Here is a 22,945-nt window from a genome sequence, read left to right as displayed (position 1 = left end):
TCAGTCCGAGGGGCCGGCTTCCGCCAGCGCCGGCAGTATGTGGTCCTTGAGCAGGGGTGCGAGGTCGCCGGGCCACTCCGCCGCGAGGTCCAGCCACCGGATCTCGGCGATCTCAGCGGAGGGGTGGGCCACCCAGGTGCCCGGCGCCGTGAAGACGGTGGCTTCGATCTCCGTGGCTGCCTCGTTGGCGGCATCGGCCAGCCACACGCCCATCAGGGTCAGTTCGCGGGGATCGACAATGATGCCGACTTCTTCTTGCAGCTCCCGGGCTGCGGCCTGCACCGCGGTCTCGCCGGGTTCGGGCTTGCCGCCGGGGTGCATGAACTTGTCCGTGCCGCGCTTGCGCACGGTCAGGAGTCGGCCCGCGGCGTCGTAGACACACACGGCGGAAACGATGATGCGCGGATTCACGGTTTCGAGCCTAGCCCGTCCGCTGCCACCGTTGCCGGCAGCCGGCGCAGCACGGACTCCAGCAGCAGGTCCTTGCGCGGGCCAGTCACATCCCAGACGTAACTGAACCGGTCCTCGCCATGACGGACGTACGTGACGCGGTAAGTGTCAGGATCGCACCAGTGCCGGTCCTGGCTGGCCTCCGGGGAGAAGCTCATCCGGTGGAACGGCCGGCCGTCGGGAAACAGCATGTCCAGAGCGTCTGGCGTGTCCGCGGGCCTGAGCAGGTAATCGCGGGTGGCCGGCCCGGTGAAGGTGCCGCCGTCGGCAGCAGGCCAGACCACGGTCCCCTCCTCGTGGAAGCGGAGCCCGCCGTCGCCGTCGGGGGAAAAGATCACGACGCCGGTAAAGGTGCCGCGGGTGCCCGCGGCCCGGTCCAGCATGGTCCGCTCCACGGCCCACCGGCCTGCCGGCGGGAGGTCGGGGGATGAGGGGTCAGCTGGCATTTTGCCCAGCAAATAGTCGCGGAGCCCGGACGGGTGCTGCAGATTCAAGTGCCCTCGATTGGAATCGAACCAACGACACCGGCTTTAGGAGAGCCGTGCTCTATCCACTGAGCTACGAGGGCGGGTGCCCGCCGCGGCCGGTTTTTGACCGGCCCGTTCGGGCACGCTTACAAGCATACAAGGTGAGCGCGCGTACTACGCTCTTGGCATGGCCGCCGCAGCTGAAGTCCCCACCGCCCGGGCAACGTTCCTGCCAGACACCGCCTCCACGCGGCAATACATCGGGGCGTGGGCGGTGCTCAGCGTCGTCCAATATTTCATGGCGGAGGCCGCGGTCATCGGCGCCTGGGCCGGACCCGAGCCCTACAGCAGGCGGACCGGTCTCATCAGCGACCTCGGTGCCGTCACCTGCGGGCTCTACGGCGGCCGCAGCATCTGTTCGCCGCTGCACGTGCTGATGAACGCCTCCTTCGTGGTTCAGGGGCTGGGGATGCTGCTTGGCGCGCTGCTTCTCAGCTCGGCACTGCTGCGGGTGGCCGCCCGGGCCCGCGTTCAGGTCATGGCCAGCCATTCCGGGGAGGTGCCGTGGTACTCGGCCGTGGCGGCGCGGATCCTGACCGGGACCGCAGGCGCCGGCACGATCGTCGTGGGGCTGGTCCCTGAGGACCTGGAGTCCGGCTGGCACTACGCAGGCGCCGTCATGTACTTCATCGCTGGCTCCCTGGCGCTGCTGCTGCTCGGCGCCCTGTGGCTCCGGCAAACGCCGCTGGGCTGGTTCATTCTGGCCGCCGGCGGAGTGTCCGCGGCCGCCCTCGTCACGGCGGGCGTCACCGGCCTGGACGTTCCCGAGCCCGGAACCCTGGAACGGCTGATGGGCTACCCCATCACGATTGGCCTCGCGGCCGCCGGCCTGGTCATCGCCCAGCGCGTCCGGCAGGAACGGCAGGTGCGCAAGGCCTTCGCCCGGGCGCAAGCGGCCCGGAACGCCTAGGCTCCCTTGGGCCGCCCGAGCGCCTAGACGGCCGGAGGACCGGCGGCTTCCTTCGAGGGCCGGCGCCCCAGGAACACGGCGGCGCCGCCGGCGAGAAGGCTGGCCACGAACAGTACCCAGCCGGCCGCGGTGAGGCCCGACGCCAAGGCTACCTGGCCGGCGTCGAGGTTTACCGCCCCGATCATGGAGTCAATGGTGACGTTGCCCCACAGCCGGACCACCACGAACAGCAGCGGCAGTGCCCAGAGCGCCCAGCGCAGCGCCTTTTTTGCCACGTTGGTGCCGATCAGAAGCAGCCAGGTGAAGGCGAAGATCAGCGGAAACAGGGTGCCCGCCGTCTTGTGGACGTAGTTGAGCTGACCGCGCGCGTCCCCGTCCAAAGCGCGGCGCAGCTGCTCGGCGTAGCCGGTGTCGAAGCCGCCGATCAGGGAATCGGGCATGGCCAGCCCGCCGGACAGCTGGGTGAGCTGGTTCAGCGTGAGCAGGTGGACGTACCAGAACAGGAACAGGCTGGCCACCACGCCGGCGATGACGATCAGGTTGGCGTTGTTTTGCGCCTTCGCCGGAGAACGGTCGGTGCCGGGGTTGATAACCGGCGGCAGGTGGTGCTGGGGTACTGCGGCCTTCGCGCCGTGCTTCTTGATCCGCTGTGCAGGTGTCTTGGCCATGCGTCCATTATCGCCCGCCGTTGTCCGCCTCTGCTGCTGTGCCCGCTGCTGCTGTGCCCGCTGCTGCTGTGCCCGCTGCTGCTGTGCCCGCTGCTGCTGTGCAGGGCACGCCCGGCGCCGATAGGGTGGGAACCGTGACGGAACTGGGCAGACACAAACTGGGCAAACACAGCGCGACCAACCTGAGCCCCGAGCTCGACGACTATGAACTGGCGGCAGAACTGGTCCGCGAGGCCGGGCAGCTGGCGCTGCTGATGCGGCAGGGCGGCCTCGACGCCCAGCGCAAGACGTCCATCTCCGACGTCGTCACAGCCGCGGACCACGCGGCCGAAGCCTATGTGCTGGAGCAGCTCCAACGCTGCCGCCCGGACGACGGCGTCCTCGGCGAAGAAGGCGCCGCGGTGCGCGGCAGCAGCGGGCGGACCTGGGTCATCGACCCGGTGGACGGCACCTACAACTTCCTGCAGGGCTCCACCTACTGGTGCTCAGCCATCGCCCTCAAAGACGAATCGGATGTGCTGCTCGGAGCCATCTTCCAGCCCGAGGAGGACAAGCTCTGGATCGGCGGCAAGCAACACGCCACCACCCTCAACGGCGAACCCGTCACCACCTTCAAGGAGGACGGAACCAACCGCAACGCCGCCGACCTCTCCCACCTTGGCGCCGGCACCTACATCCACCCGCGGTGGCTCGCCGATCCGATGTGCGCCATGCCGTGGCACGCCGCCGCGACGTCGGCCGCAACGCTGCGTATGCTCGGGTCCGGCTCCTGCGACCTGGGGCGCGTCGCTGACGGGCAGCTTGGCTGCTGGTTCCAGCACAGCTGCCCCGAATGGGACTGGCTGCCCGGAAAGGCGATCGTGACGGCCGCCGGCGGCGTCGCCGGCATCGTTCACGTCAACGGCCTGGAATGGTTCATGGCGGGAGGAACGACGGCGGTGCACCAGTTGCGCGCCGCGCTGGAGTCAGGCTCTGTCGACTAGATCTCGTGGCGGTTTCGTCCCCGCCGCGGGGCCTTGCGCCCGGGTTGTCCACAGGGCGCAACCCGGTGTCAGTCCCACCGCCTAGACTTGTAGTCACCATGGATATGTTGTTTGACCCCTACGCTGACGGTCCCTTCAAGGCTGGTTCCCATGCCGGCGCCATCACCAAGTCGCGCCCCGAAAGCGGGCTGATGACGCCCGCGTTCGGCGGCGGCCCGGCCGAACCCGCCGGCCGCCCGGCAGCTGGCCCCGCGGCCGGCAAGGCACAGGGAGGCCCTGTGGAGGAGCAGGCCCGGCACCATCTCCCGGACGCCGGCGCGCTGCTGGCAGGCCTGAATCCGCAGCAGGAGGAAGCGGTCAAGCACTCCGGCAGCGCACTGCTGATCGTGGCCGGAGCCGGCTCCGGAAAAACGCGCGTCCTCAGTAACCGGATCGCGTACCTGATTGCCACCAAGCGTGCCCACCACGGCGAGATCCTGGCCATCACGTTCACCAACAAGGCCGCCGCGGAAATGCGTGAACGCATCGAGGCCCTCGTGGGCAGCAGGGCCAAGGCCATGTGGATCTCCACGTTCCACTCGTCCTGTGTCCGGATCCTGCGGCGCGAGGCCGCCAACGTGGGCCTGAACTCCAACTTCTCCATCTACGACTCCGCCGACTCCCTGCGGCTGATCACGCTGGTGGCCAAGAACTTGGACCTGGACCCCAAGAAGTTCGCGCCCAAGGCCATCCAGCACAAGATCTCCGCGCTCAAGAACGAACTGATTGACGACGACTCGTTCGCGTCCGCCGCGAACCACAGTGACCCGTTCGAGAGCGCCGTGGCAGAGGTCTTCAAGGGCTACACCCAGCGGCTGCGCCAGGCCAACGCCATGGACTTCGACGACCTCATCGCGCAGACGGTCTACATGTTCCGGGCGTTCCCGGCGCTCGCAGATTCCTACCGTCGCCGGTTCCGGCACGTCCTGGTGGACGAATACCAGGACACCAACCACGCGCAGTACGCCCTGGTGCGGGAAATCGTCGGCGAGGGCCCGGGCTCGGCCGAACTGACCGTCGTCGGCGACTCCGACCAGTCCATCTACGCGTTCCGCGGCGCTGACATCCGGAACATCGTGGAGTTCGAGAAGGACTACCCCGACGCCCGCACCATCAAGCTGGAGCAGAACTACCGCTCCACCCAGAACATCCTGAGCGCGGCCAACTCCGTCATCTCCCGGAACCCCAACCGCCCCGAGAAACGGCTCTGGACCGCGGAGGGCGAGGGCCACAAGATCATCGGCTACGTGGGCGAGAACGAGCACGACGAAGCACAGTTCATCGCCAAGGAAATCGACCGGCTCCAGGACGAGGACAACCTCCGGCCCGGCGACGTCGCCATCTTCTACCGCACCAACGCCCAGTCCCGTTCCATCGAGGACGTCCTGGTGCGCGTCGGCCTGCCGTACAAAGTGGTGGGCGGCACCAGGTTCTACGAACGCAAGGAAATCAAGGACGCGCTGGCGTACCTCCGGGTTCTGGTCAACCCGGACGACGACGTCAACCTCCGCCGCGTCCTCAACGAACCAAAGCGCGGCATCGGGGACCGGGCCGAGGGTGCCGTCGCGGCCCTCGCCGAGCGGGAACGCACGTCCTTCATCGCCGCCGCCCGCCGCGCCGACCAGGCGCCCGGCATGGCCACCCGCTCGGTCAACGCGGTGCTTGGCTTCGTGAAGCTCCTGGACGACCTCGCCGAGGTCGCCGCGGGCTCCGGCGCCGCCGCCGCACTCGAGGCCGTGCTGGAACAGACCGGCTACCTCGCCACGCTGCGCTCCAGCACGGACCCGCAGGACGAATCCCGGGTGGAAAACCTCGCCGAGCTTGTCGCCGTCGTCCGTGAATACGAGCGCGACAATCCCGAAGGATCCCTGGGCGCCTTCCTGGAGCAGGTGTCACTGGTGGCCGACGCCGACCAGATCCCGGACGCGCCCGGCGCGGACATCGACGCCGCGGTGGCGGAGGCCAAGCGGCTGGGCGTGGTCACCCTCATGACGCTCCACACGGCCAAGGGCCTCGAATTCCCCGTGGTGTTCCTGACCGGCATGGAGCACGGGCTCTTCCCGCACCAGCGTTCCGCCACTGACCCGAAGGAACTGGCGGAAGAACGACGGCTCGCCTACGTGGGGCTGACGCGCGCCCGGAAGCGCCTCTACGTCACCCGTTCCGAGGTCCGCAGCATGTGGGGGCAAAGCCAGTACAACCCGGCCAGCCAGTTCCTGGAGGAAATCCCCTCCGAACTCGTCGAATGGAAGCGCGAGGGAACCAGCCGGCAGTCCGGCGGGTGGGGGAGCGGCGCCGACATCGGATCGAGCCGGTACGGCGGGTCCTTTTGGGGCGCCGGAACGGCCCGCGGCACCCGTGCCGATTCCTCGGCGGGCTTCAACGCCGACGTCCCGGCCGCCGTCGCGAAAAACCGCGTGCAGCCGCAGAAGGAAGTCATCGCGGTCAGCGTGGGGGACAAGGTCAACCACACGAGCTTCGGCAACGGCACCGTGCTCGCCGTCGAAGGTGCGGGGGACAAGACCGTGGCGAAGGTGAAGTTCGACATCGGCGAGAAGCGGCTGCTTCTGCGGTACGCGCCGCTGACCAAGATCGACGCCTGAGCGTGCCGGTGCGGCGCCTGGATGGCGTGGCTGCAGCCCTGGCGCCGCTGTTCTGGGTGGCGCTGTTCGCAGTGACCCTGGCGGGCTGTTCCGTAACCGTCGCGGATCCGGAGTACACCCCGCCGCCACCGTTGCCGGCCCTCGAACAGCTGAAGCAGGCTCCGCTCACTGACCCCGCGGGGTTTGCGGCAGGGGAGGACGCGCTGGCGTTCGTCACTGCGGACCGGAACGTGGTGTGCGCGCTGACCTCAGCCCGCGGGCCGCATCTGAACCTGCCGTACGAAACCAACAACTTCAGCGATCGCGACAACCAAAAACTGGCAACCGTGCCCGTGGCACACTGCGAGCTCGCGGCGTACCCCGCGCCGGCAGCACGGGACGTCGGTGACGACTGCTCGGGAACCGGACTGGGTTATCTGGGCGGTGCGGCATTCCTGACGCCCAGCCGGGCCCGGTACGGCGAATGCCGGGCGGGGGTCACGCAGATGGAGGCCGAGTACGGGCCCAAGGGCACTGCCAACGGGCCCGTCTCCAAGCTTCGCGTCCTGCCCGACGGCGGCAACCTCGAACGGAACGGTTTGCGGTGCTCCGCATACCGCTCGGGGGTGGCCTGCGGAAACGTCTCTGGCGGCGTCGGTTTCTTTATCAGCCGGGATCATTACGAACTCATCTCCGCGAAGGGTAAAAACCTCCAGACGGCGCCCGCCAAGGCCCAAAAAACCCCGTAATTACGGGGTTTTTCTACGGTCCATAGAATAGTGTCCTTACTCACAGAACAGGTAGTCTGGAACGGGCCGGTCCCTTCAAAGGACTAGAGTTCAAAAAGGATCATTGCGCCGCGTGGCTCGTTTCCGGACCTGCCGCAGGGCGCGCTAATTCCGCAGCCCGGTCCGCACCCTGGGTGCAGTCCGGCTGTACAGAAACTACTTCGACGTAGAAGGACACTAAACCGTGGACCTGTTTGAATATCAGGCGCGCGATATGTTCGAAGCGCACGGTGTACCCGTGCTCGCCGGCATCGTGGCGCACACTCCTGAAGAAGCAAAGGCAGCTGCCGAGAAGATCGGCGGCGTAACTGTCGTCAAGGCACAGGTTAAGGTCGGTGGCCGCGGCAAGGCCGGCGGCGTCAAGGTTGCCAAGTCCGCCGACGAGGCACTTGAGCACTCCACCAACATCCTGGGCATGGACATCAAGGGCCACACCGTCAACAAGGTGATGATCGCCCAGGGTGCCGACATCGCCGAGGAATACTACTTCTCCGTCCTGCTGGACCGGGCCAACCGCAACTACCTGGCCATGTGCTCGGTTGAAGGCGGCATGGAGATCGAGCAGCTCGCCGTTGAGCGGCCCGAGGCCCTGGCCAAGGTAGCCATCGACCCCGCCGTGGGCATCGACCAGGCCAAGGCCGACGAAATCGTCGCTGCCGCCGGCTTCGCTGAAGAACTGCGCGGCAAAGTCGCCGGCGTCATTCTGAAGCTCTGGGACGTCTTCAAGAAGGAAGACGCCACCCTCGTGGAGGTCAACCCGCTGGTCAAGACCGGCGCGGGCGAGATCGTCGCCCTCGACGGCAAGGTCACGCTGGACGAGAACGCCGAGTTCCGCCACCCCAAGCACGCCCAGCTTGAGGACAAGGAATCCGCAGACCCGCTCGAGGCCAAGGCCAAGGCGCAGGACCTGAACTACGTCAAGCTGGACGGCGAAGTCGGCATCATCGGTAACGGCGCAGGCCTCGTCATGTCCACCCTGGACGTAGTCGCATACGCCGGCGAGAACCACGGCAACGTCAAGCCCGCCAACTTCCTGGACATCGGCGGCGGAGCCTCCGCCGAGGTCATGGCCGCAGGCCTCGACGTCATCCTGGGCGACGAGCAGGTCAAGTCGGTCTTCGTCAACGTCTTCGGCGGCATCACCGCCTGTGACGCTGTCGCCAAGGGCATCGTGGGCGCGCTGGCCGAGCTGGGCCACTCCGCCAACAAGCCGCTGGTCGTCCGCCTCGACGGCAACAACGTCGAAGAAGGCCGCCGCATCCTCGAAGAGGCCAACCACCCGCTGGTTACCCTCGCCGCCACCATGGACGAGGGCGCCGACAAGGCCGCCGAGCTCGCCAACGCCCGCTGATCGAGCCTGTCGAGATCTAGGAAACAAAACATGTCTATTTATCTGAACAAGGACTCCAAGGTCATCGTCCAGGGCATCACGGGCGGCGAAGGCACCAAGCACACCGCCCTCATGCTCAAGGCCGGCACCAACATCGTGGGCGGCGTCAACGCCCGCAAGGCCGGCACCACCGTCCTGCACGGTGAAAACGAGATCAACGTTTTCGGCACCGTCAAGGAAGCCATCGCCGAGACCGGCGCCGACGTCTCCATCGTCTTCGTTCCGCCGGCGTTCACCAAGAACGCCGTCGTTGAAGCCATCGAGGCCGGCATCGGCCTGGTCGTCGTCATCACCGAAGGCGTGCCGGTCCAGGACTCTGCCGAGTTCTGGGCACTGGCACAGTCCAAGGTCGACGCCGACGGCAACCAGGTCACCCGCATCATCGGACCGAACTGCCCCGGCATCATCACCCCGGGCGAGGCCCTCGTGGGCATCACCCCGGCGAACATCACCGGCAAGGGGCCCATCGGCCTGGTCTCCAAGTCCGGCACGCTGACCTACCAGATGATGTACGAACTGCGCGACCTCGGCTTCTCCACGGCCATCGGCATCGGCGGTGACCCCATCATCGGCACCACCCACATCGACGCCCTGGCTGCGTTCGAGGCTGACCCGGAGACCAAGGCCATCGTGATGATCGGCGAAATCGGCGGCGACGCCGAAGAACGCGCGGCCGACTTCATCAAGGCCAACGTCACCAAGCCGGTCGTCGGCTACGTGGCCGGCTTCACCGCGCCGGAAGGCAAGACCATGGGCCACGCAGGCGCCATCGTCTCCGGTTCCGCCGGTACCGCCCAGGCCAAGAAGGAAGCCCTCGAAGCTGCAGGCGTGAAGGTCGGCAAGACGCCGTCCGAGACCGCCAAGCTGCTGCGCGAAGTCTTCGCAACGCTCTAAGGCCCACTGCAAGCAACGCGGGGTCACTCCCAGCCCAATCCACCCCCCGGATTGGGCGCGGAGTGACCTCGCGTTTCTTTGTTTAAGCCGGTCCGGCCACCCCTTGTGCGGAATCTGGCACGGGTTTATTGTTGTTAACAACCGGCTGGTTGATCAACAAGAAAGTTGACTACGGCGGTGCACTGATACACGAGAATGACTCCGGGGCAATGACAGTGGACACGGATAACGACGACGACCTTCTGAACGCGGCCTTCCTGGCGCTTTCAGATCCGGTCCGCCGCCGCCTCATTTCCCGGCTCAGCCGGGGGCCCGCCACCGTCAATGAACTGGCTGAACCCTTCGCGATCACCAAGCAGGCGGTCTCGAAGCACATCCAGGTCCTCGAGCAGGCACAGCTGGTCACACGCAGCCGCGATGCCCAGCGCCGGCCCGTCCACCTGAATCCCGCACGGCTCGAAGCGCTCACCGCGTGGATCGACCAGTATCGCCTGGTCCGCGAGGCGCAGTTCCGCAGCCTCGATGCCGTACTCCGTTCCAATGTCGCTGCCCCGGCCGCGGCAGTGAAAAGGACCGACAAATGAGCAACGCACTTAAACTCACCGTCCCCGACGGCGTCCCGTTCATCGATTTTGAGCGGGAGTTCGACTTCCCGGTCGCAGACGTGTTCCGCGCGCACAAGGAACCTGAGTTGATCACGCAGTGGCTGGGCCCGCGCGGCACGAACGTTGATATCGACCACTACGACTTCCGTTCCGGAGGCACCTATCTCTACAACCACACCGGCCCGGATGGGGTGACATACGCCTTCAGCGGCATCTTCCATACCGTCCGTGAAAACGACTTCGCCATCCAGACCTTCGAGTTCAGCGGCTACCCGGACATCGTCAGCATCGAATTCATGAGCTTCGAGGACCTGGGCGGAGGCAGGTGCCGGCTGCGCGCCCACTCCGTCTATCCCAGCATGGAAGCCCGCGACGGGATGGCCCAATCAGGCATGGAAAGCGGCGTGTCCGACGGCTACGAGCGGCTCGAGGAGCTGCTCGCGAAATAGCGGCCGGCACCACAAATGAATCGTCCGACGGCGGCCGGTGACCTTCACTTCGAAGGTAACCGGCCGCCGTCGTCCGTTTAAGCACCCAAGTAGGTAGCAGCAGATGGCGTTCTGAATGCCCAGAAAGCCATCTGCTGCTACCTACTTGGCAGGCCCTTTTCGCGACGTTCCTTATTTGATAGTATGTCAGGACAAACTATCAAAGGAGAGCAAGTGCCGCTCGTACGAATCGATGTCCACTCGGGACGCAGCCAGGACGAACTCGCCCGCCTTAGCCGGGGGATCCATGATGCAATCCTGGCCGAATATGCAATTCCGGAACGGGACTACTTCCACATCGTCACCGAACATGCGCCGGGCCAAATCGTGGCGCAGGATGCGGGCCTTGGCTTCGAGCGCACGCGCGACGTCGTTATGATCCAGATCTTCACGCAGGGCGGGCGCAGCCAGGGGGCAAAGCAAAGCCTGTTTGCCGCGGTGGCAGACAAGCTGGGGGCTCTGGGGGTCGCCGGCGAGGACGTATTCATTGGCTACGTCGAGAACACGGCGGGGGACTGGTCCTTCGGGTTTGGCCGCGCGCAGTACGTCACCGGAGAGCTTGCCGTACCGAAAAAGTAGGGCGGGAAAATTCGCCCGCAAGGCCCCGTCAGCAGCTCCGCGTCGCTGCTTTTTGTGCGCAGTTCTGCTTGTTGTAAGTATGTCAGTACAAACCTTTGACAGGACATAAAATCTAGGGCACAGTAGTTCTTGTGGTCCCGCTCACGGGGCCGCGGAACGCCGGAGCCTTGGCCGTTCGGCTGCTTAGAGGTTGAGATCCAAAAGAAAGGTCCACGATCACCGTGACCCACGAACTGCTCACGATCGGGCGAATCAGCGTTGATATCTACCCGAACGACATCGGGGTGGGGCTGGAGGATGTGACGTCCTTCGGCAAGTACCTCGGTGGCTCGCCGTCCAACGTTGCTGTTGCCGCCGCCCGCCATGGCCGCCGGACCGGCGTTATCACCCGCACCGGCGATGACCCTTTCGGTACGTACTTGCACCGCGAACTGGAAAAGTTCGGCGTCGATGATTCTTTCGTCAGCCCGGTCCAAGGGCTCCAGACACCCGCGACGTTCTGCGCCATCCAGCCCCCGCATGATTTCCCGCTGTACTTCTACGGCCGGTTTCCCACGGCACCGGACCTGCAGATCAAGGCCGACGAGCTCGACACGGCCGCCATCCGCGATGCGCAGATCTTCTGGTCCACCGTGACCGGCCTGTGCCAGGAGCCGAGCCGCGAAGCGCACATCACGGCCCACGAAGCGCGGCCCCGCACCGGCCTCACGGCCGGCCAGTACACCATCCTGGACCTCGACTACCGCCCCATGTTCTGGGCTTCCGAGGAGGAAGCCCGGGAGCAGGTGGCCCGGATCCTGCCGCACGTCACTGTCGCCATCGGCAACGACCAGGAATGCTCTGTGGCCGTGGGCCCGGGCACCCCGGATGAGCAGGCCGACCGCCTGCTGGACGCCGGTGTCGAAATCGCCGTCGTGAAGCTCGGCCCGGAAGGCGTGATGGCCAAGACCCGCACCGAGCGAGTGGTCTCCGCCCCGGTTCCGGTTGAGACCGTCAACGGCCTGGGCGCCGGCGACTCCTTCGGCGGCGCGTTCGTACACGGACTGCTCTCCGGCTGGCCGCTGGCACAGGTCCTGGATTACGCGAACGCTGCCGGCGCCATCGTTGCCTCCCGGCTGTCCTGCGCCGATGCGATGCCCACGCCGGCCGAGGTCACCACGCTGCTCGCCGAACGCGGACGCCTGGTTCCCGGCGATGCTGTCCCCACCATTTCTGTTCCCGAAGGAGCGGCCCTGTGAGCCTCAACCCCGGTTCCGCTGCCCTCGCGGTGGATGACAACCCCCGCCGCTACGAACACCTGAGCACCATCCGGCTCGAAGACCCGGACGCCGTGGCCCGGGCCGCCAAGGCCCGCCGCCGCCACCCCGGCCTGAAGCACGGCCGGCAGAACTTCATCGTCGCCGCCGACCACCCGGCCCGCGGCGCCCTCTCAGTCGGCAACGACCCGGTGGCCATGGCCGACCGCCGCCAGCTCCTGGACCGGCTGCAGATCGCGCTGGCCAACCCGGCAGTCGACGGCATCCTGGCTTCCCCGGACATCATGGACGACCTGCTGCTGCTGGGCGCCCTCGAAGGCAAGCTCGTCTTCGGTTCGATGAACCGCGGCGGCCTCGCCGGCCTCGTCAACGAATTCGACGACCGCTTCACCGGCCACACCGCCGCGGCGCTGGAGGAACTGGGCGCGGACGGCGGCAAGATGCTGACCCGCATCTGCCTCGGCGACCCGGACACTGTTGCGTTGCTCGAGGCCACGGCGAGGGCCATCGACTCGCTGGCCGAACGCAAGCTCATCGCCATGGTGGAGCCCTTCCTGTCCGTCCGGGAGAACGGCCGGGTCCGCAACGACCTGACCCCGGACGCCGTGGTCAAGTCCATCGCCATCGCCGAGGGCTTGGGCTCCACCAGCGCCTACACCTGGATGAAGCTGCCGGTCGTTGCCGAGATGGAACGCGTCATGGCCGCCACCACCATGCCCACCGTGCTGCTGGGCGGGGACCCGGCAGGCACGCAGGAGGAGGTGTTCTCCACCTGGGGAGCCGCCCTCGCCCTGCCCGGCGTGCAGGGACTCACCGTCGGCCGGACCCTGTTGTACCCGCAGGACGGCGACGTTGCCGGAGCGGTCGCCGCAGCCGCATCACTCCTCCACCACACCACAGAAGTATCGGAGTAACTTCCCATGGGGACGAATACAGGAACCCGCCGGATGACGATGGCGCAGGCCGTGGTCGAGTACCTTTCCAAGCAGTACACCGTTGATTCCGTGGGTGGGGTCGATTTCCGCGAACGCCTGATTCCGGGCACGTTCGGCATTTTCGGGCACGGCAACGTGGCCGGTGTGGGCCAGGCCCTGAAGCAGTACCAGCAGCTCGATCCGACGATCATGCCGTACTACCAGGGCCGGAACGAGCAGGCCCAGTCCCACCAAGCCGTGGGCTACGCCCGGCACACCCGCCGCCGCCAGACCTTCGCGATCAGCACCTCCATCGGTCCGGGCTCGTCCAACCTGCTCACCGGTGCCGCTTTGGCCACCACGAACCGGTTGCCGGTCCTGCTGCTGCCGTCCGACACGTTCGCCACGCGTGCCGCGGACCCGGTGCTGCAGCAGCTCGAACAGCCCTACGCCTACGACCTCACGGTCAACGACGCGTTCCGGCCGCTGTCCAAGTTCTTCGACCGGGTCACCCGCCCGGAGCAGCTGTTCTCCGCGTTCCACCACGGCCTGCGCGTCCTCACCGACCCGGCCGAGACCGGCGCGGTCACCATCTCGCTGCCCCAGGACGTCCAGGCCGAGGCCTTCGACGTGCCCGAAGAATTCCTCGCCGAGCGTGAGTGGCGGATCCGCCGCCCGGAAGCCGACGACGACGACATCGCCCGTGCCGCCGACGCCATCCGGGCCGCGAAGCGGCCGCTGATCATCGCAGGCGGCGGCGTCCTGTACGCGTACGCCAACGAGGAACTCGCGAAGTTTGCCGAGCTGACCGGCATCCCGGTGGGCAACACGCAGGCCGGCGTCGGCGTCCTGCCCTGGGACCACAAGTACTCCCTCGGCGCCATCGGCTCCACCGGCACGACGGCGGCCAACGCCCTTGCAGCCGAAGCGGACCTGATCATCGGCATCGGCACCCGCTACGAGGACTTCACCACCGCGTCCCGGACCGCGTTCCAGAACCCGGACCTGAAGTTCATCAACATCAACGTCGCACCGATCGACGCGTACAAGCACGGCACCTCGCTGCCGATCGTGGCGGACGCCCGCAAGGCACTGGTCAAGCTCAACCACGCACTGGGCGGCTACCGCGTGGGCGCCGACCTCGAGCAGCAGATCGCCGCCGAAAAGCAGCGCTGGAACACCACGGTGGATACGGCCTTCGACACGCGCTTCAGCCCCCTGCCGGCGCAGAACGAGATCATCGGTGCCACCAACCGGGCCATGGACGCCTCCGACGTGGTCATCTGCGCCGCAGGCTCCCTGCCCGGTGACCTGCACAAGATGTGGCGGGTCCGCGACCCGTTCGGCTACCACGTCGAGTACGCCTACTCCTGCATGGGCTACGAAATCCCCGGCGGGCTGGGCGTCAAGCGCGCAGCGCTTGCCGAGGCCGCCAAGGGCGGCACCCAGCGCGACGTCGTCGTGATGGTGGGGGACGGCTCCTACCTGATGATGCACACCGAACTGGTCACCGCCGTCGCCGAACGGATCAAGCTGATCGTGGTCCTGATCCAGAACCACGGCTACGCCTCCATCGGCTCGCTGTCCGAATCGCTCGGCTCGCAGCGCTTCGGCACCCAGTACCGCGTCCTGGACGAGGAACAGCACAGCTTCGACGAGGGCGAGACCCTCCCGGTGGACCTGGCCCTGAACGCCGAGTCCCTCGGCGTGAAGGTGATCCGGATCGAACCCGGCGAGAAGGCCATCGCCGAACTCGAACAGGCCATCCGCGACGCCAAGGCCGCACCCGAGCGCGGCGGCCCGATCGTGATCCACGTCGAATCCGACCCCCTGCTGGACGCGCCGAGCTCCGAATCCTGGTGGGACGTGCCCGTCTCCGCAGTTTCGGAACTCGACTCCACCAAGCAGGCCTTCCAGACCTACATCGACCACAAATCCCGCCAGCGCAAGCTGCTCGGCTGACCCCCAAGCCACAGACCAAGGAAGTCATCTCTATGTCAACGACGACCGTCACCACCACCATCAACCACTTCATCAACGGCGCCGAGACCGCCGGCGAAGGCGACCGCACCACGAACGTCTACAACCCGGCCACCGGCCAGGTCAGCGCCGAGCTGCGCCTGGCCAACCGGGCCGACCTGGACAACACCGTCGCCGCAGCCCGCGCCGCTGCCGACTCCTGGGGCGACATCTCCCTGGCCAAGCGCACCGCCGTGCTGTTCAAGTTCCGCGAACTCGTCGCCGAGCACGTCAACGAACTCGCAGAACTGATCACCGCCGAACACGGCAAGGTCATCTCGGACGCCAAGGGCGAGATCGGCCGCGGCCTGGAAGTCATCGAGTTCGCCTGCGGCATCCCGTCCCTGCTCAAGGGCGACTACTCCGACCAGGTCTCCACCGGCATCGATGTCTTCTCCTTCCGCGAGCCCCTCGGCGTGGTCGCCGGCATTACCCCGTTCAACTTCCCGGTCATGGTGCCGCTGTGGATGGCCCCAATGGCGATCGCCACCGGCAACGCGTTCATCCTCAAGCCCTCCGAACGCGACCCCTCCGCCTCGCTGCTGCTGGCCAAGCTCTGGAAGCAGGCAGGCCTGCCGGACGGCGTGTTCCAGGTCCTGCACGGTGACAAGGAAACCGTTGACGGGCTGCTGACCCACCCGGACGTGGACGGCATCTCCTTCGTCGGCTCCACCCCGATCGCCAAGTACGTCCACGAGACCGCCACCGCCCACGGCAAGCGCGTCCAGGCCCTGGGCGGAGCGAAGAACCACGCCATCATCCTGCCCGACGCCGACCTGGACAACGCCGCCGACCACCTCGCCGCCGCCGCGTTCGGCTCCGCCGGTGAACGCTGCATGGCCATCTCAGTCGCCGTCGCCGTCGGGGACGCCGCGGACCTGCTGGTCAAGAAGGTTGAAGAACGCGCCGTCGCCGTCAAGGTCAACAACGGCACCGTGCCCGGCGCCGAAATGGGCCCGGTCATCACGCCCGCCTCCAAGGAAAGGATCGTCAGGATCGTCACCGAGGCCGAAGCCGCCGGAGCCGCGATGGTCGTCGACGGCCGCGACCTCGTCGTCCCCGGCCACGAAGACGGCTTCTGGGTCGGCCCCACCGTGCTCGACCACGTCAAGACCGAAATGACCGCGTACCAGGAGGAGATCTTCGGACCCGTCCTCGTCGTCGTCCGCGTTGATACTTTGGAAGACGGCATCAAGCTGATCAACTCCAACCCCTACGGCAACGGCACCGCCATCTTCACCTCCTCCGGCGCCGCCGCCCGCAAGTTCCAGCGTTCCGTCACCGTCGGCATGATCGGCATCAACGTACCCCTCCCGGTTCCGGTGGCGTACCACTCCTTCGGCGGCTGGAAGGCCTCCCTCTTCGGCGACAAGCACATCTACGGCCCCGAAGGCGTCTCCTTCTACACCCGCGGCAAGGTCGTCACCTCCCGTTGGCCCGAGCCCACCCACGCCTCCGGCGCCTCCTACAACTTCCCCTCCAACTAACAGCCGCAAAGCCGCAGCAGACACAAGGATTGAGCAATGACAGAGAACAAGCTGATCATCGGCACCGCGCCCGACTCCTGGGGCGTGTGGTTTCCGGATGACCCTAAGCAGACTCCGTGGGAGCGCTTCCTGGACGAGGTGGCCGAGTCCGGCTACAAGTGGATTGAGCTGGGCCCCTACGGCTACCTGCCCAACGACCCCACGCGCCTGGCCGAGGAGCTCAAGCAGCGCGACCTGAAGGTTTGCGCGGGCACGGTCTTCACGGCGTTCCACCGCGGCCTGGACCAGTGGGAAACCGCGTGGGAGCCGGCCCGCAAGGTCGCCGAACTCACCGCAGCCATGGGCGGCGAGCACATCGTGGTCATCCCCGCGATGTGGCGCGACGACGTCACCGGCGAGGCCGTGGAGAGCGGAACCCTCAGCGACAAAGCCTGGAGCGACCTGTTCGCCGGCCACAACCGGCTCGGAAAGACGCTGCTCGAGGACTTCGGCCTCAAACAGCAGTTCCACTCCCACGCCGACTCGCACGTCGGAGCCCAGGAGGACATCGAAACGCTGCTGGGCGCGACCGACCCGCAGTACCTCAACCTGTGCCTGGACACCGGCCACGCGGAATACTGCGGAGCCTCGAGCCTGGAGCTCATCAAGAACTACCCGGACCGGATCGGGTACCTGCACCTGAAGCAGATCAACCCGGACATCCTCAAGAAGGTCAACGAAGAAAACATGACCTGGGCCGCGGCAAACCTGGCCGGCGTCATGACCGAGCCGCCCAACGGGCTGCCGGACCTGCGCGCGGTCATCGAGGCCGTCGAGGCCCTGAACAGGCCGATCTTCGGCATCGTGGAGCAGGACATGTACCCGGTGGCCTTCGACGTTCCCATGCCCATCGCCAAGCGCACCCGCAACTACCTGCTGTCCTGCGGCTCCCGCACCGCGGTCAACTAGCCTCCGCCCCGGCATCCCAAAGTAAGGAAAGAACAATGACTGAAACCCTTCGCGTCGCCGTTATCGGCGCCGGCCGCATGGGCGCGGACCACATCCAGCGCCTCAGCAAGCGCATCCACGGCGCTGAAGTTGCCGCCGTCGTCGACGTTGACCTCGCGCGTGCGCAGGCGGCCATCGAAGGCATCCCCGGTGCCGTTGCCCTGGCCGACGCCGAAGAGGCGCTGAACAACGGCGACGTCAACGCCGTCCTCGTCGCCACGCCCGGCTTCCTGCACGAGGAGATCCTGCTCAAGGCCATCGCCAAGGACATTCCCATCCTCTGCGAAAAGCCGCTGACGCCGGACGCCGAGTCGTCCTGGAAGATTGTCCAGGCCGAGGAGAAGCTGGGCCACAAGCGCATCCAGGTGGGCTTCATGCGCCGCTTCGACGCCGAATACGCAGCCCTCGGCTCGGTCATCCGCGACCGCGAACTGGGCGAACTGCTCATGCTGCACCACCAGCACCGCAACCCGACCACGCCCGCGGGCTTCACCAACGAGATGCTCATCAACGACTCCGTGGTCCACGAGTTCGACGCCATCCGCTTCTTCACGGGCGAAGAGATCACATCCGTCCAGGTCCGCCTCGGCAAGGCCACGAAGAACGCCCCGGCCGGCCAGCACGACCCCCAGCACGTCCTGATCGAAACCGAGTCCGGTGTCCTGGCCGACGTCGAAATCTACGTGAACGCCAAGTTCGGCTACGAAGTAGCCACACAGGCCTCCTTCGAGGACGGCATTGTCAGCATCGGCGGCGACAGCGGCCCGTACCTGCGCAGCAACGGCCGCTGGGGCGGCAAGGTCACGCCCGGCTTCGAAGATCGCTTCGGTGCCGCGTACGACGTCGAGATCCAGGCCTGGGTTGACGCTGCGCTCCGCGGCGAAATCGGCGGACCCAGCGCGTGGGACGGCTACGCCACAGCCGCGTGCTGTGAAGCCGGCGTGGAGGCACAGAAGAACGGCGAGAAGGTGGCCGTGAAGCTGAACGCCAAGCCTGCCCTGTACAGCTAGGCCCACCACCCTTGGAGTTTTTGTCCAGATAATGCGACTTGGAGGCCCTCAAGGTTGCATTATCTGGACAAAAACTCCGTTCGTTAACCGACTCTTTCCACAATGGAGTGTTCCTCGTGAAAATCGCCCTTGACCCCACCCCCTTCCACCACAGCCACAGTCTGCTGGAGTTTCCCAAGGTGGTGGCCGACCTCGGCTACAAGTACATGCAGATGACCCCGCACGCGGATTTCATCCCCTTCTACAACCACCCGAAGGCCGACGACGAGCTGGTGGGCCAGTTGAAGAAGGCATGCGTTGACGCCGGAATTGAAATCGCGTCCATCCTGCCTGTGCTGCGCTGGTCAGGCCCGGACGAGGACGCCCGTGAGGCGGCAGTGCGCTACTGGAAGCGCGCCATCCAGATCGCAGTGGACCTGGGCGTGAGCACCATGAACACCGAGTTCAGCGGCCGGCCGGAGCTGGCAGAGGAATCCGAGCGCGCGTTCTACCGCTCCATGGAGGAACTGCTCCCCATCATCGAGCGCGAAGGCATCGACCTGCTCATCGACCCGCACCCGGACGACTTCGTGGAGGAAGGCCTGGCCGCGATCCGTGTCATCCGCGGCCTGAACTCGAAGAACGTCGGCATGGTCTACGTGGCCTCGCACAGTTTCCACATGCAGAACTCGCCGCTGGACATCATGCGCGCGGCAGGGGACAGGCTCCGCCTGGTCCACGTCGCCGACACCATGGACCACCACGCGTCGCACGGACTGCGCTACATCACCAACCCGCCGGGCAACCCCGTCCGCGTGCACCAGCACCTGAAGATCGGCGACGGCGACGTGAACTGGGACGAGTTCTTCGGCGGCCTGAAGGAAATCGGCTTCCTCGACCGCGATGACACCGTGATGGTGTCCAGCGTCTTCGCCGAAGACGACAACGCCGAGGAGGTTTCCCGCTTCCAGCTCGACACCATGAAGCAGTACGTGCAGAAGGTCAGCGTATGACGGCCGCGCCTTCTGGCAAGGCCGGCTTAAAACACCAGCGGGCGCTCCGCACGGTCACCATCATTTCCACCTTCGGCGGCCTGCTCTTCGGCTACGACACGGGCGTCATCAACGGTGCCCTGCCCTACATGCAGGAGGACCTGGGCCTGACCCCGCTCGGCGAGGGCCTGGTGACGTCGTCGCTGCTGTTCGGTGCCGCCTTCGGTGCACTGTTCGGCGGCCGGCTGGCGGACCGGAACGGCCGCCGCAAGATGATCATGGTCCTGGCCGTCATCTTCCTGATCGGCACCCTGTCCTGCACCCTGGCTCCGAGCACTGAGTTCATGGTGGCGGCCCGGTTCATCCTGGGCCTGGCCGTGGGCGGGGCGTCCGTGACGGTGCCCGTGTACCTCGCGGAGGTCTCGCCGTCGGCCCGGCGCGGGCGGATCGTGACGCAGAACGAACTCATGATTGTCACCGGCCAGCTGCTCGCCTTCATCTTCAACGCCTACCTCGGCAACACCTTCGGCGAGGCCGGGGGCATCTGGCGCTGGATGCTGGTGATAGCCACGCTGCCCGCCATCGCATTGTGGATCGGCATGGCGTTCATGCCCGAAAGCCCCCGCTGGCTGGCCTCCATGGGCAGCTTCGGCGAGGCGCTCGGCGTGCTCCAGCGCATCCGCTCCAAGGCCGAGGCCACGGCGGAGTTCGATGAGGTCAAGGCCATGGCCGTGGAGGACTACAAGTCCAAGATGGGCTCCTGGAAGGACCTGCAGGTTCCCTGGCTGCGGCGGATCTTCTTCGTCGGCGTCGGCCTTGCCGTGATCCAGCAGATCACCGGCGTGAACTCCATCATGTACTACGGCACGCAGATCCTGGCGGACGCCGGCTTCGGCCGGGAGGCCGCCCTAAGCGCCAACATCGCCAACGGCGTTATCTCCGTGCTGGCCACCTTCGTGGGCATCTGGCTCCTGGGCAAGGCGGGGCGCCGCCGGATGCTGATCACCGGCCAGATCGGAACCACCTCGGCGCTGCTGCTGATCGGCCTCTTCTCGCTGATCCTGCCGGAGGGCACCGGCCGCGGCTACGTGATCCTGGCGCTGACCGTCACGTTCCTCGCATTCCAGCAGGGGGCCATATCACCGGTCACCTGGCTCATGCTGTCGGAGATCTTCCCGCTGAAGCTGCGCGGCCTCGGCATGGGCGCATCGGCCTTCGTGCTCTGGATCGTGAATTTCCTGATCGGCTTCGGCTTCCCGCAACTGCTCGCCGCCGTCGGCATCTCCAACACGTTCTTCGTGTTCGCCGTCCTGGGTGTCGGGGCGATTCTTTTTGCAGCCAAGTACGTTCCCGAGACCAAGGACAAGAGCCTCGAGGACGTGGAGCACTACTTCAAGCACCAGGCGGGCGTCCCCGGCGTAGTCAAGACCGAAGCTAAGACCGACGTCGGAGAGAACACCCCGGCCCACTAGGACGTTCGACGGCGGGCGGCGGGCCGGGCGGCCAGCTCTAGACGCCGGCGTGGAGGCGGGGGAGTGCGTCCACCAGGGGTGCCAGCTCCGGCACCTGCTGCGCTTCGGCCAGGGTCCGCTCGAGGGCGGCGTCGTGGACCGGCCGCGCTTCTGCCAGCAGCTTGTTCCCGCTGTCGGTGAGTTCGGTGTAGATGCCGCGGCGGTCGTCCGCGCACAGGATGCGGGTCAGCAGGCCGCGGTCCTCCAGCCGGTTCACCAGGCGGGTGGTCGCACTGGCACTCAGGGCGGTGGCCCGAGCCAGCTGCTGCATGCGCATGTGCCACCCGTCCTGCCGGCTGAGCGCGTCCAGCACCGTGTATTCGACAACGGAGAGCTGCGCCTGCCCCTGCAGCGACCGTTCCAGCTCCGCCTCGATCAGCCCGTGCAGGGCCGCCAGGGTGCGCCACCCTTGGGCGCGCACCTCCACGGCGTCGTCCTTGATGCCCATGGCTCCTCCTCCTTCAGTTCTCCGGCTCCCGGAACGAAGCCCGGCAAAAATAGTTGCTTGCGCGCTATATTTGCGTGTGCAACAATTAGTTGCATCGCAAGAAATAGCGCGCGTGCAACTAATACCTTACGCCGCGCTCCTCATTCCGTACAGTTCCGAAGGAGCACATCCATGCCTGCTGGTTTGATAGCCCTAGCCCTCGGCGGGTTCGGCATCGGACTCACCGAATTCGTCATCATGGGGCTGCTCCCCGAGGTGGCCGCAGACTTCCAGGTGAGCGAAGCCTCTGCCGGCTGGTTCATCTCCGGCTATGCCCTCGCCGTCGTGGTGGGAGCATTGGGACTCACCGCCGCAGTGTCCCGATTCCAGCGCAAGCCCGTGCTGGCCGTTCTGCTGGTGCTTTTCGTCGCCGGCAACCTGCTGTCCGCCATCGCGCCTGACTACTGGGCGATGATGGCGGGCCGGGTCGTTGCCGCCCTCGCGCACGGCGCCTTCTTCGGCATCGGGGCGGTGGTGGCAGCCGGCATGGTGGGGCCGACCAAGAAGGCCGCCGCCATCGCCATCATGTTCACCGGGCTCACTGCCGCCAATGTCCTGGGCGTTCCGCTCGGCACGCTGCTGGGCCAGGCGGCCGGGTGGCGTTCCACCTTCTGGGCCATCACCGGCATCGGCGTGCTGGCGCTGGTTGGCATCCTGGCTCTGGTGCCCAAGGCCGGGAACAGTGACGCCGCAAGCGCCGGACTGCGCAGCGAGCTCCGCGCCTTCCGCTCCGGCCAGGTCTGGCTGTCCATCCTGGTGACCATCCTCGGGTACGGCGGAATGTTCGGCGCCTTCACCTACATCGCCTTCACGCTCACCGAGGTTTCCGGATTCGCCGCGTCCACAGTGCCCTGGCTGCTGATTGTCTTCGGTGTAGGCCTGTTTGTTGGCAACACCCTCGGCGGCAGGGCGGCCGACCGCGACGTCGACCGCACCCTGCTCGCCGTGCTCTCGGTCCTCGTTGTGGTGCTGGTGGTTTTCGCCCTGAGCGCGGGGAACCAGATGCTCACCATCGCCTCCCTGCTGCTCCTCGGCGGTTTCGGGTTCGCCACCGTGCCCGGCCTGCAGATGCGCGTCATGAAGTACGCGGCCAAGGCGCCCACGCTGGCGTCCGGAGCCAACATCGGCGCGTTCAATGTGGGCAACGCCCTGGGCGCCTGGCTCGGCGGCGTGACCATCACCGCCGGCCTGGGCTACACCTCGCCCATCTGGGCAGGGGCCGCGATTACCCTGCTGGGCCTCCTGGTGATGGCCGGCGCTGCCGCCCGCGCAAGAGCAACTGCCCGCCGGGTTTCGGCAGCCGACGCAGCGGTCGCGTCCCAGAATAGCGTGGAGACGGAAGCGGCCGGTTCAGTCCAGGCTGAACCGGCCGACGTCGGACCCGTTTCCGTCCGTTAGCC

22 protein-coding genes and 1 tRNA gene are annotated in these 22,945 nt (G+C 66.6%); 18 read left to right on the top strand and 5 right to left on the bottom strand.

Annotated elements, in window-relative coordinates; all coding sequences use genetic code 11:
• From DBZ45_RS05735 to DBZ45_RS05725, 3 genes are all read right to left on the bottom strand, one after another.
• Positions 1–411: an NUDIX hydrolase gene (locus tag DBZ45_RS05735; protein WP_111902952.1), complete on the bottom strand. Its 411-nt coding sequence runs from the start codon at positions 409–411 to the stop codon at positions 1–3.
• Positions 408–944, bottom strand: coding sequence for a DUF6314 family protein (locus DBZ45_RS05730; protein ID WP_440130498.1), 537 nt, complete (start codon positions 942–944; stop codon positions 408–410). Before DBZ45_RS05730 ends, DBZ45_RS05735 begins: the two co-directional genes overlap by 4 nt.
• A 1-nt stretch (position 945) precedes the next feature.
• Positions 946–1,018, bottom strand: a tRNA-Arg gene (locus DBZ45_RS05725).
• An 86-nt stretch (positions 1,019–1,104) separates the two neighbouring features.
• On the opposite strand from DBZ45_RS05725, the gene DBZ45_RS05720 reads away from it, so the two are divergent.
• Positions 1,105–1,887, top strand: a complete 783-nt coding sequence (locus DBZ45_RS05720) for a DUF998 domain-containing protein (RefSeq protein WP_111902951.1) — start codon at positions 1,105–1,107, stop codon at positions 1,885–1,887.
• A 23-nt stretch (positions 1,888–1,910) separates the two neighbouring features.
• On the opposite strand, the gene DBZ45_RS05715 is transcribed toward DBZ45_RS05720, so the two are convergent.
• Positions 1,911–2,555, bottom strand: coding sequence for a hypothetical protein (locus tag DBZ45_RS05715; RefSeq protein ID WP_111902950.1), 645 nt, complete (start codon positions 2,553–2,555; stop codon positions 1,911–1,913).
• A gap of 134 nt (positions 2,556–2,689) precedes the next feature.
• Between DBZ45_RS05715 and DBZ45_RS05710 the strand changes: the two genes are divergently transcribed.
• The 16 genes from DBZ45_RS05710 (at position 2,690) to DBZ45_RS05635 (ending at position 21,019) form a co-directional block, all read left to right on the top strand.
• On the top strand, positions 2,690–3,538 hold the full coding sequence (locus DBZ45_RS05710; RefSeq protein ID WP_190243034.1) for an inositol monophosphatase family protein: 849 nt from the start codon (positions 2,690–2,692) through the stop codon (positions 3,536–3,538).
• Positions 3,539–3,642: 104 nt separating this feature from the next.
• Positions 3,643–6,180 carry a DNA helicase PcrA gene (pcrA, locus tag DBZ45_RS05705; RefSeq protein WP_440130503.1) on the top strand — a complete coding sequence of 846 codons (2,538 nt, stop codon included), beginning with the start codon at positions 3,643–3,645 and terminating at the stop codon, positions 6,178–6,180.
• Between the two features lie 26 nt (positions 6,181–6,206).
• Positions 6,207–6,908, top strand: a complete 702-nt coding sequence (locus DBZ45_RS05700; protein ID WP_223256946.1) for a hypothetical protein — start codon at positions 6,207–6,209, stop codon at positions 6,906–6,908.
• Between the two features lie 223 nt (positions 6,909–7,131).
• Entirely contained in the window at positions 7,132–8,298 is a 1,167-nt protein-coding gene (gene sucC / locus DBZ45_RS05695) for an ADP-forming succinate--CoA ligase subunit beta (protein WP_102973202.1), read from the top strand.
• A gap of 30 nt (positions 8,299–8,328) precedes the next feature.
• Positions 8,329–9,231 carry a succinate--CoA ligase subunit alpha gene (sucD, locus tag DBZ45_RS05690; protein WP_111902948.1) on the top strand — a complete coding sequence of 301 codons (903 nt, stop codon included), beginning with the start codon at positions 8,329–8,331 and terminating at the stop codon, positions 9,229–9,231.
• Positions 9,232–9,440: 209 nt separating this feature from the next.
• The gene (locus DBZ45_RS05685; protein WP_111903015.1) at positions 9,441–9,815 is read left to right on the top strand and encodes an ArsR/SmtB family transcription factor; all 375 of its coding nucleotides are present in this window, start codon (positions 9,441–9,443) and stop codon (positions 9,813–9,815) included.
• Complete coding sequence (locus DBZ45_RS05680; protein ID WP_111902947.1) at positions 9,812–10,285, top strand: SRPBCC family protein; 474 nt, start codon at positions 9,812–9,814, stop codon at positions 10,283–10,285. Before DBZ45_RS05685 ends, DBZ45_RS05680 begins: the two co-directional genes overlap by 4 nt.
• A gap of 213 nt (positions 10,286–10,498) precedes the next feature.
• Positions 10,499–10,903 carry a tautomerase family protein gene (locus tag DBZ45_RS05675; protein WP_111902946.1) on the top strand — a complete coding sequence of 135 codons (405 nt, stop codon included), beginning with the start codon at positions 10,499–10,501 and terminating at the stop codon, positions 10,901–10,903.
• A gap of 221 nt (positions 10,904–11,124) precedes the next feature.
• Entirely contained in the window at positions 11,125–12,141 is a 1,017-nt protein-coding gene (iolC, locus tag DBZ45_RS05670; protein ID WP_111902945.1) for a 5-dehydro-2-deoxygluconokinase, read from the top strand.
• Positions 12,138–13,073 carry a Cgl0159 family (beta/alpha)8-fold protein gene (locus DBZ45_RS05665; protein WP_111902944.1) on the top strand — a complete coding sequence of 312 codons (936 nt, stop codon included), beginning with the start codon at positions 12,138–12,140 and terminating at the stop codon, positions 13,071–13,073. Before iolC ends, DBZ45_RS05665 begins: the two co-directional genes overlap by 4 nt.
• Positions 13,074–13,106: 33 nt before the next feature.
• Complete coding sequence (gene iolD / locus DBZ45_RS05660) at positions 13,107–15,035, top strand: 3D-(3,5/4)-trihydroxycyclohexane-1,2-dione acylhydrolase (decyclizing) (RefSeq protein ID WP_111902943.1); 1,929 nt, start codon at positions 13,107–13,109, stop codon at positions 15,033–15,035.
• Positions 15,036–15,067: 32 nt separating this feature from the next.
• Complete coding sequence (locus tag DBZ45_RS05655; RefSeq protein WP_111902942.1) at positions 15,068–16,579, top strand: CoA-acylating methylmalonate-semialdehyde dehydrogenase; 1,512 nt, start codon at positions 15,068–15,070, stop codon at positions 16,577–16,579.
• Positions 16,580–16,615: 36 nt separating this feature from the next.
• The gene (locus DBZ45_RS05650) at positions 16,616–17,527 is read left to right on the top strand and encodes a sugar phosphate isomerase/epimerase family protein (RefSeq protein ID WP_111902941.1); all 912 of its coding nucleotides are present in this window, start codon (positions 16,616–16,618) and stop codon (positions 17,525–17,527) included.
• A 35-nt stretch (positions 17,528–17,562) separates the two neighbouring features.
• Positions 17,563–18,576: a Gfo/Idh/MocA family protein gene (locus DBZ45_RS05645; RefSeq protein WP_111902940.1), complete on the top strand. Its 1,014-nt coding sequence runs from the start codon at positions 17,563–17,565 to the stop codon at positions 18,574–18,576.
• A gap of 116 nt (positions 18,577–18,692) precedes the next feature.
• Positions 18,693–19,568 carry a sugar phosphate isomerase/epimerase family protein gene (locus DBZ45_RS05640; protein ID WP_111902939.1) on the top strand — a complete coding sequence of 292 codons (876 nt, stop codon included), beginning with the start codon at positions 18,693–18,695 and terminating at the stop codon, positions 19,566–19,568.
• Positions 19,565–21,019, top strand: coding sequence for a sugar porter family MFS transporter (locus tag DBZ45_RS05635; RefSeq protein ID WP_111902938.1), 1,455 nt, complete (start codon positions 19,565–19,567; stop codon positions 21,017–21,019). The genes DBZ45_RS05640 and DBZ45_RS05635 overlap by 4 nt, the downstream gene beginning before the upstream one ends.
• A 37-nt stretch (positions 21,020–21,056) precedes the next feature.
• Here the strand turns inward: DBZ45_RS05635 and DBZ45_RS05630 are convergent, their stop codons facing one another.
• Entirely contained in the window at positions 21,057–21,506 is a 450-nt protein-coding gene (locus DBZ45_RS05630) for a MarR family winged helix-turn-helix transcriptional regulator (RefSeq protein ID WP_111902937.1), read from the bottom strand.
• 171 nt (positions 21,507–21,677) lie between these two features.
• Here DBZ45_RS05630 and DBZ45_RS05625 point away from each other — a divergent pair, with 171 nt between their 5' ends.
• The gene (locus DBZ45_RS05625; RefSeq protein WP_111902936.1) at positions 21,678–22,943 is read left to right on the top strand and encodes an MFS transporter; all 1,266 of its coding nucleotides are present in this window, start codon (positions 21,678–21,680) and stop codon (positions 22,941–22,943) included.
• Positions 22,944–22,945 lie beyond the last annotated feature (2 nt).

Source organism: Arthrobacter globiformis (genome assembly GCF_003261175.1).
In the GTDB taxonomy this organism is placed as follows: Bacteria; Actinomycetota; Actinomycetes; order Actinomycetales; family Micrococcaceae; genus Arthrobacter; species Arthrobacter globiformis_A.
Note: the sequence above shows the minus strand (reverse complement) of the source record. Positions and strands in the feature narration are given on the sequence as shown.

Bases quoted from the DNA above. Each gene is read 5' to 3' on its own strand.
- DBZ45_RS05720 (WP_111902951.1), top strand. From the start codon at position 1,105: ATGGCCGCCGCAGCTGAAGTCCCCACCGCCCGGGCAACGTTCCTGCCA.
- DBZ45_RS05715 (WP_111902950.1), bottom strand. From the start codon at position 2,555: ATGGCCAAGACACCTGCACAGCGGATCAAGAAGCACGGCGCGAAGGCC.
- pcrA (WP_440130503.1), top strand. From the start codon at position 3,643: ATGTTGTTTGACCCCTACGCTGACGGTCCCTTCAAGGCTGGTTCCCAT.
- sucD (WP_111902948.1), top strand. From the start codon at position 8,329: ATGTCTATTTATCTGAACAAGGACTCCAAGGTCATCGTCCAGGGCATC.
- DBZ45_RS05685 (WP_111903015.1), top strand. From the start codon at position 9,441: ATGACAGTGGACACGGATAACGACGACGACCTTCTGAACGCGGCCTTC.
- DBZ45_RS05680 (WP_111902947.1), top strand. From the start codon at position 9,812: ATGAGCAACGCACTTAAACTCACCGTCCCCGACGGCGTCCCGTTCATC.
- iolD (WP_111902943.1), top strand. From the start codon at position 13,107: ATGACGATGGCGCAGGCCGTGGTCGAGTACCTTTCCAAGCAGTACACC.
- DBZ45_RS05655 (WP_111902942.1), top strand. From the start codon at position 15,068: ATGTCAACGACGACCGTCACCACCACCATCAACCACTTCATCAACGGC.
- DBZ45_RS05650 (WP_111902941.1), top strand. From the start codon at position 16,616: ATGACAGAGAACAAGCTGATCATCGGCACCGCGCCCGACTCCTGGGGC.
- DBZ45_RS05645 (WP_111902940.1), top strand. From the start codon at position 17,563: ATGACTGAAACCCTTCGCGTCGCCGTTATCGGCGCCGGCCGCATGGGC.
- DBZ45_RS05635 (WP_111902938.1), top strand. From the start codon at position 19,565: ATGACGGCCGCGCCTTCTGGCAAGGCCGGCTTAAAACACCAGCGGGCG.
- DBZ45_RS05630 (WP_111902937.1), bottom strand. From the start codon at position 21,506: ATGGGCATCAAGGACGACGCCGTGGAGGTGCGCGCCCAAGGGTGGCGC.
- DBZ45_RS05625 (WP_111902936.1), top strand. From the start codon at position 21,678: ATGCCTGCTGGTTTGATAGCCCTAGCCCTCGGCGGGTTCGGCATCGGA.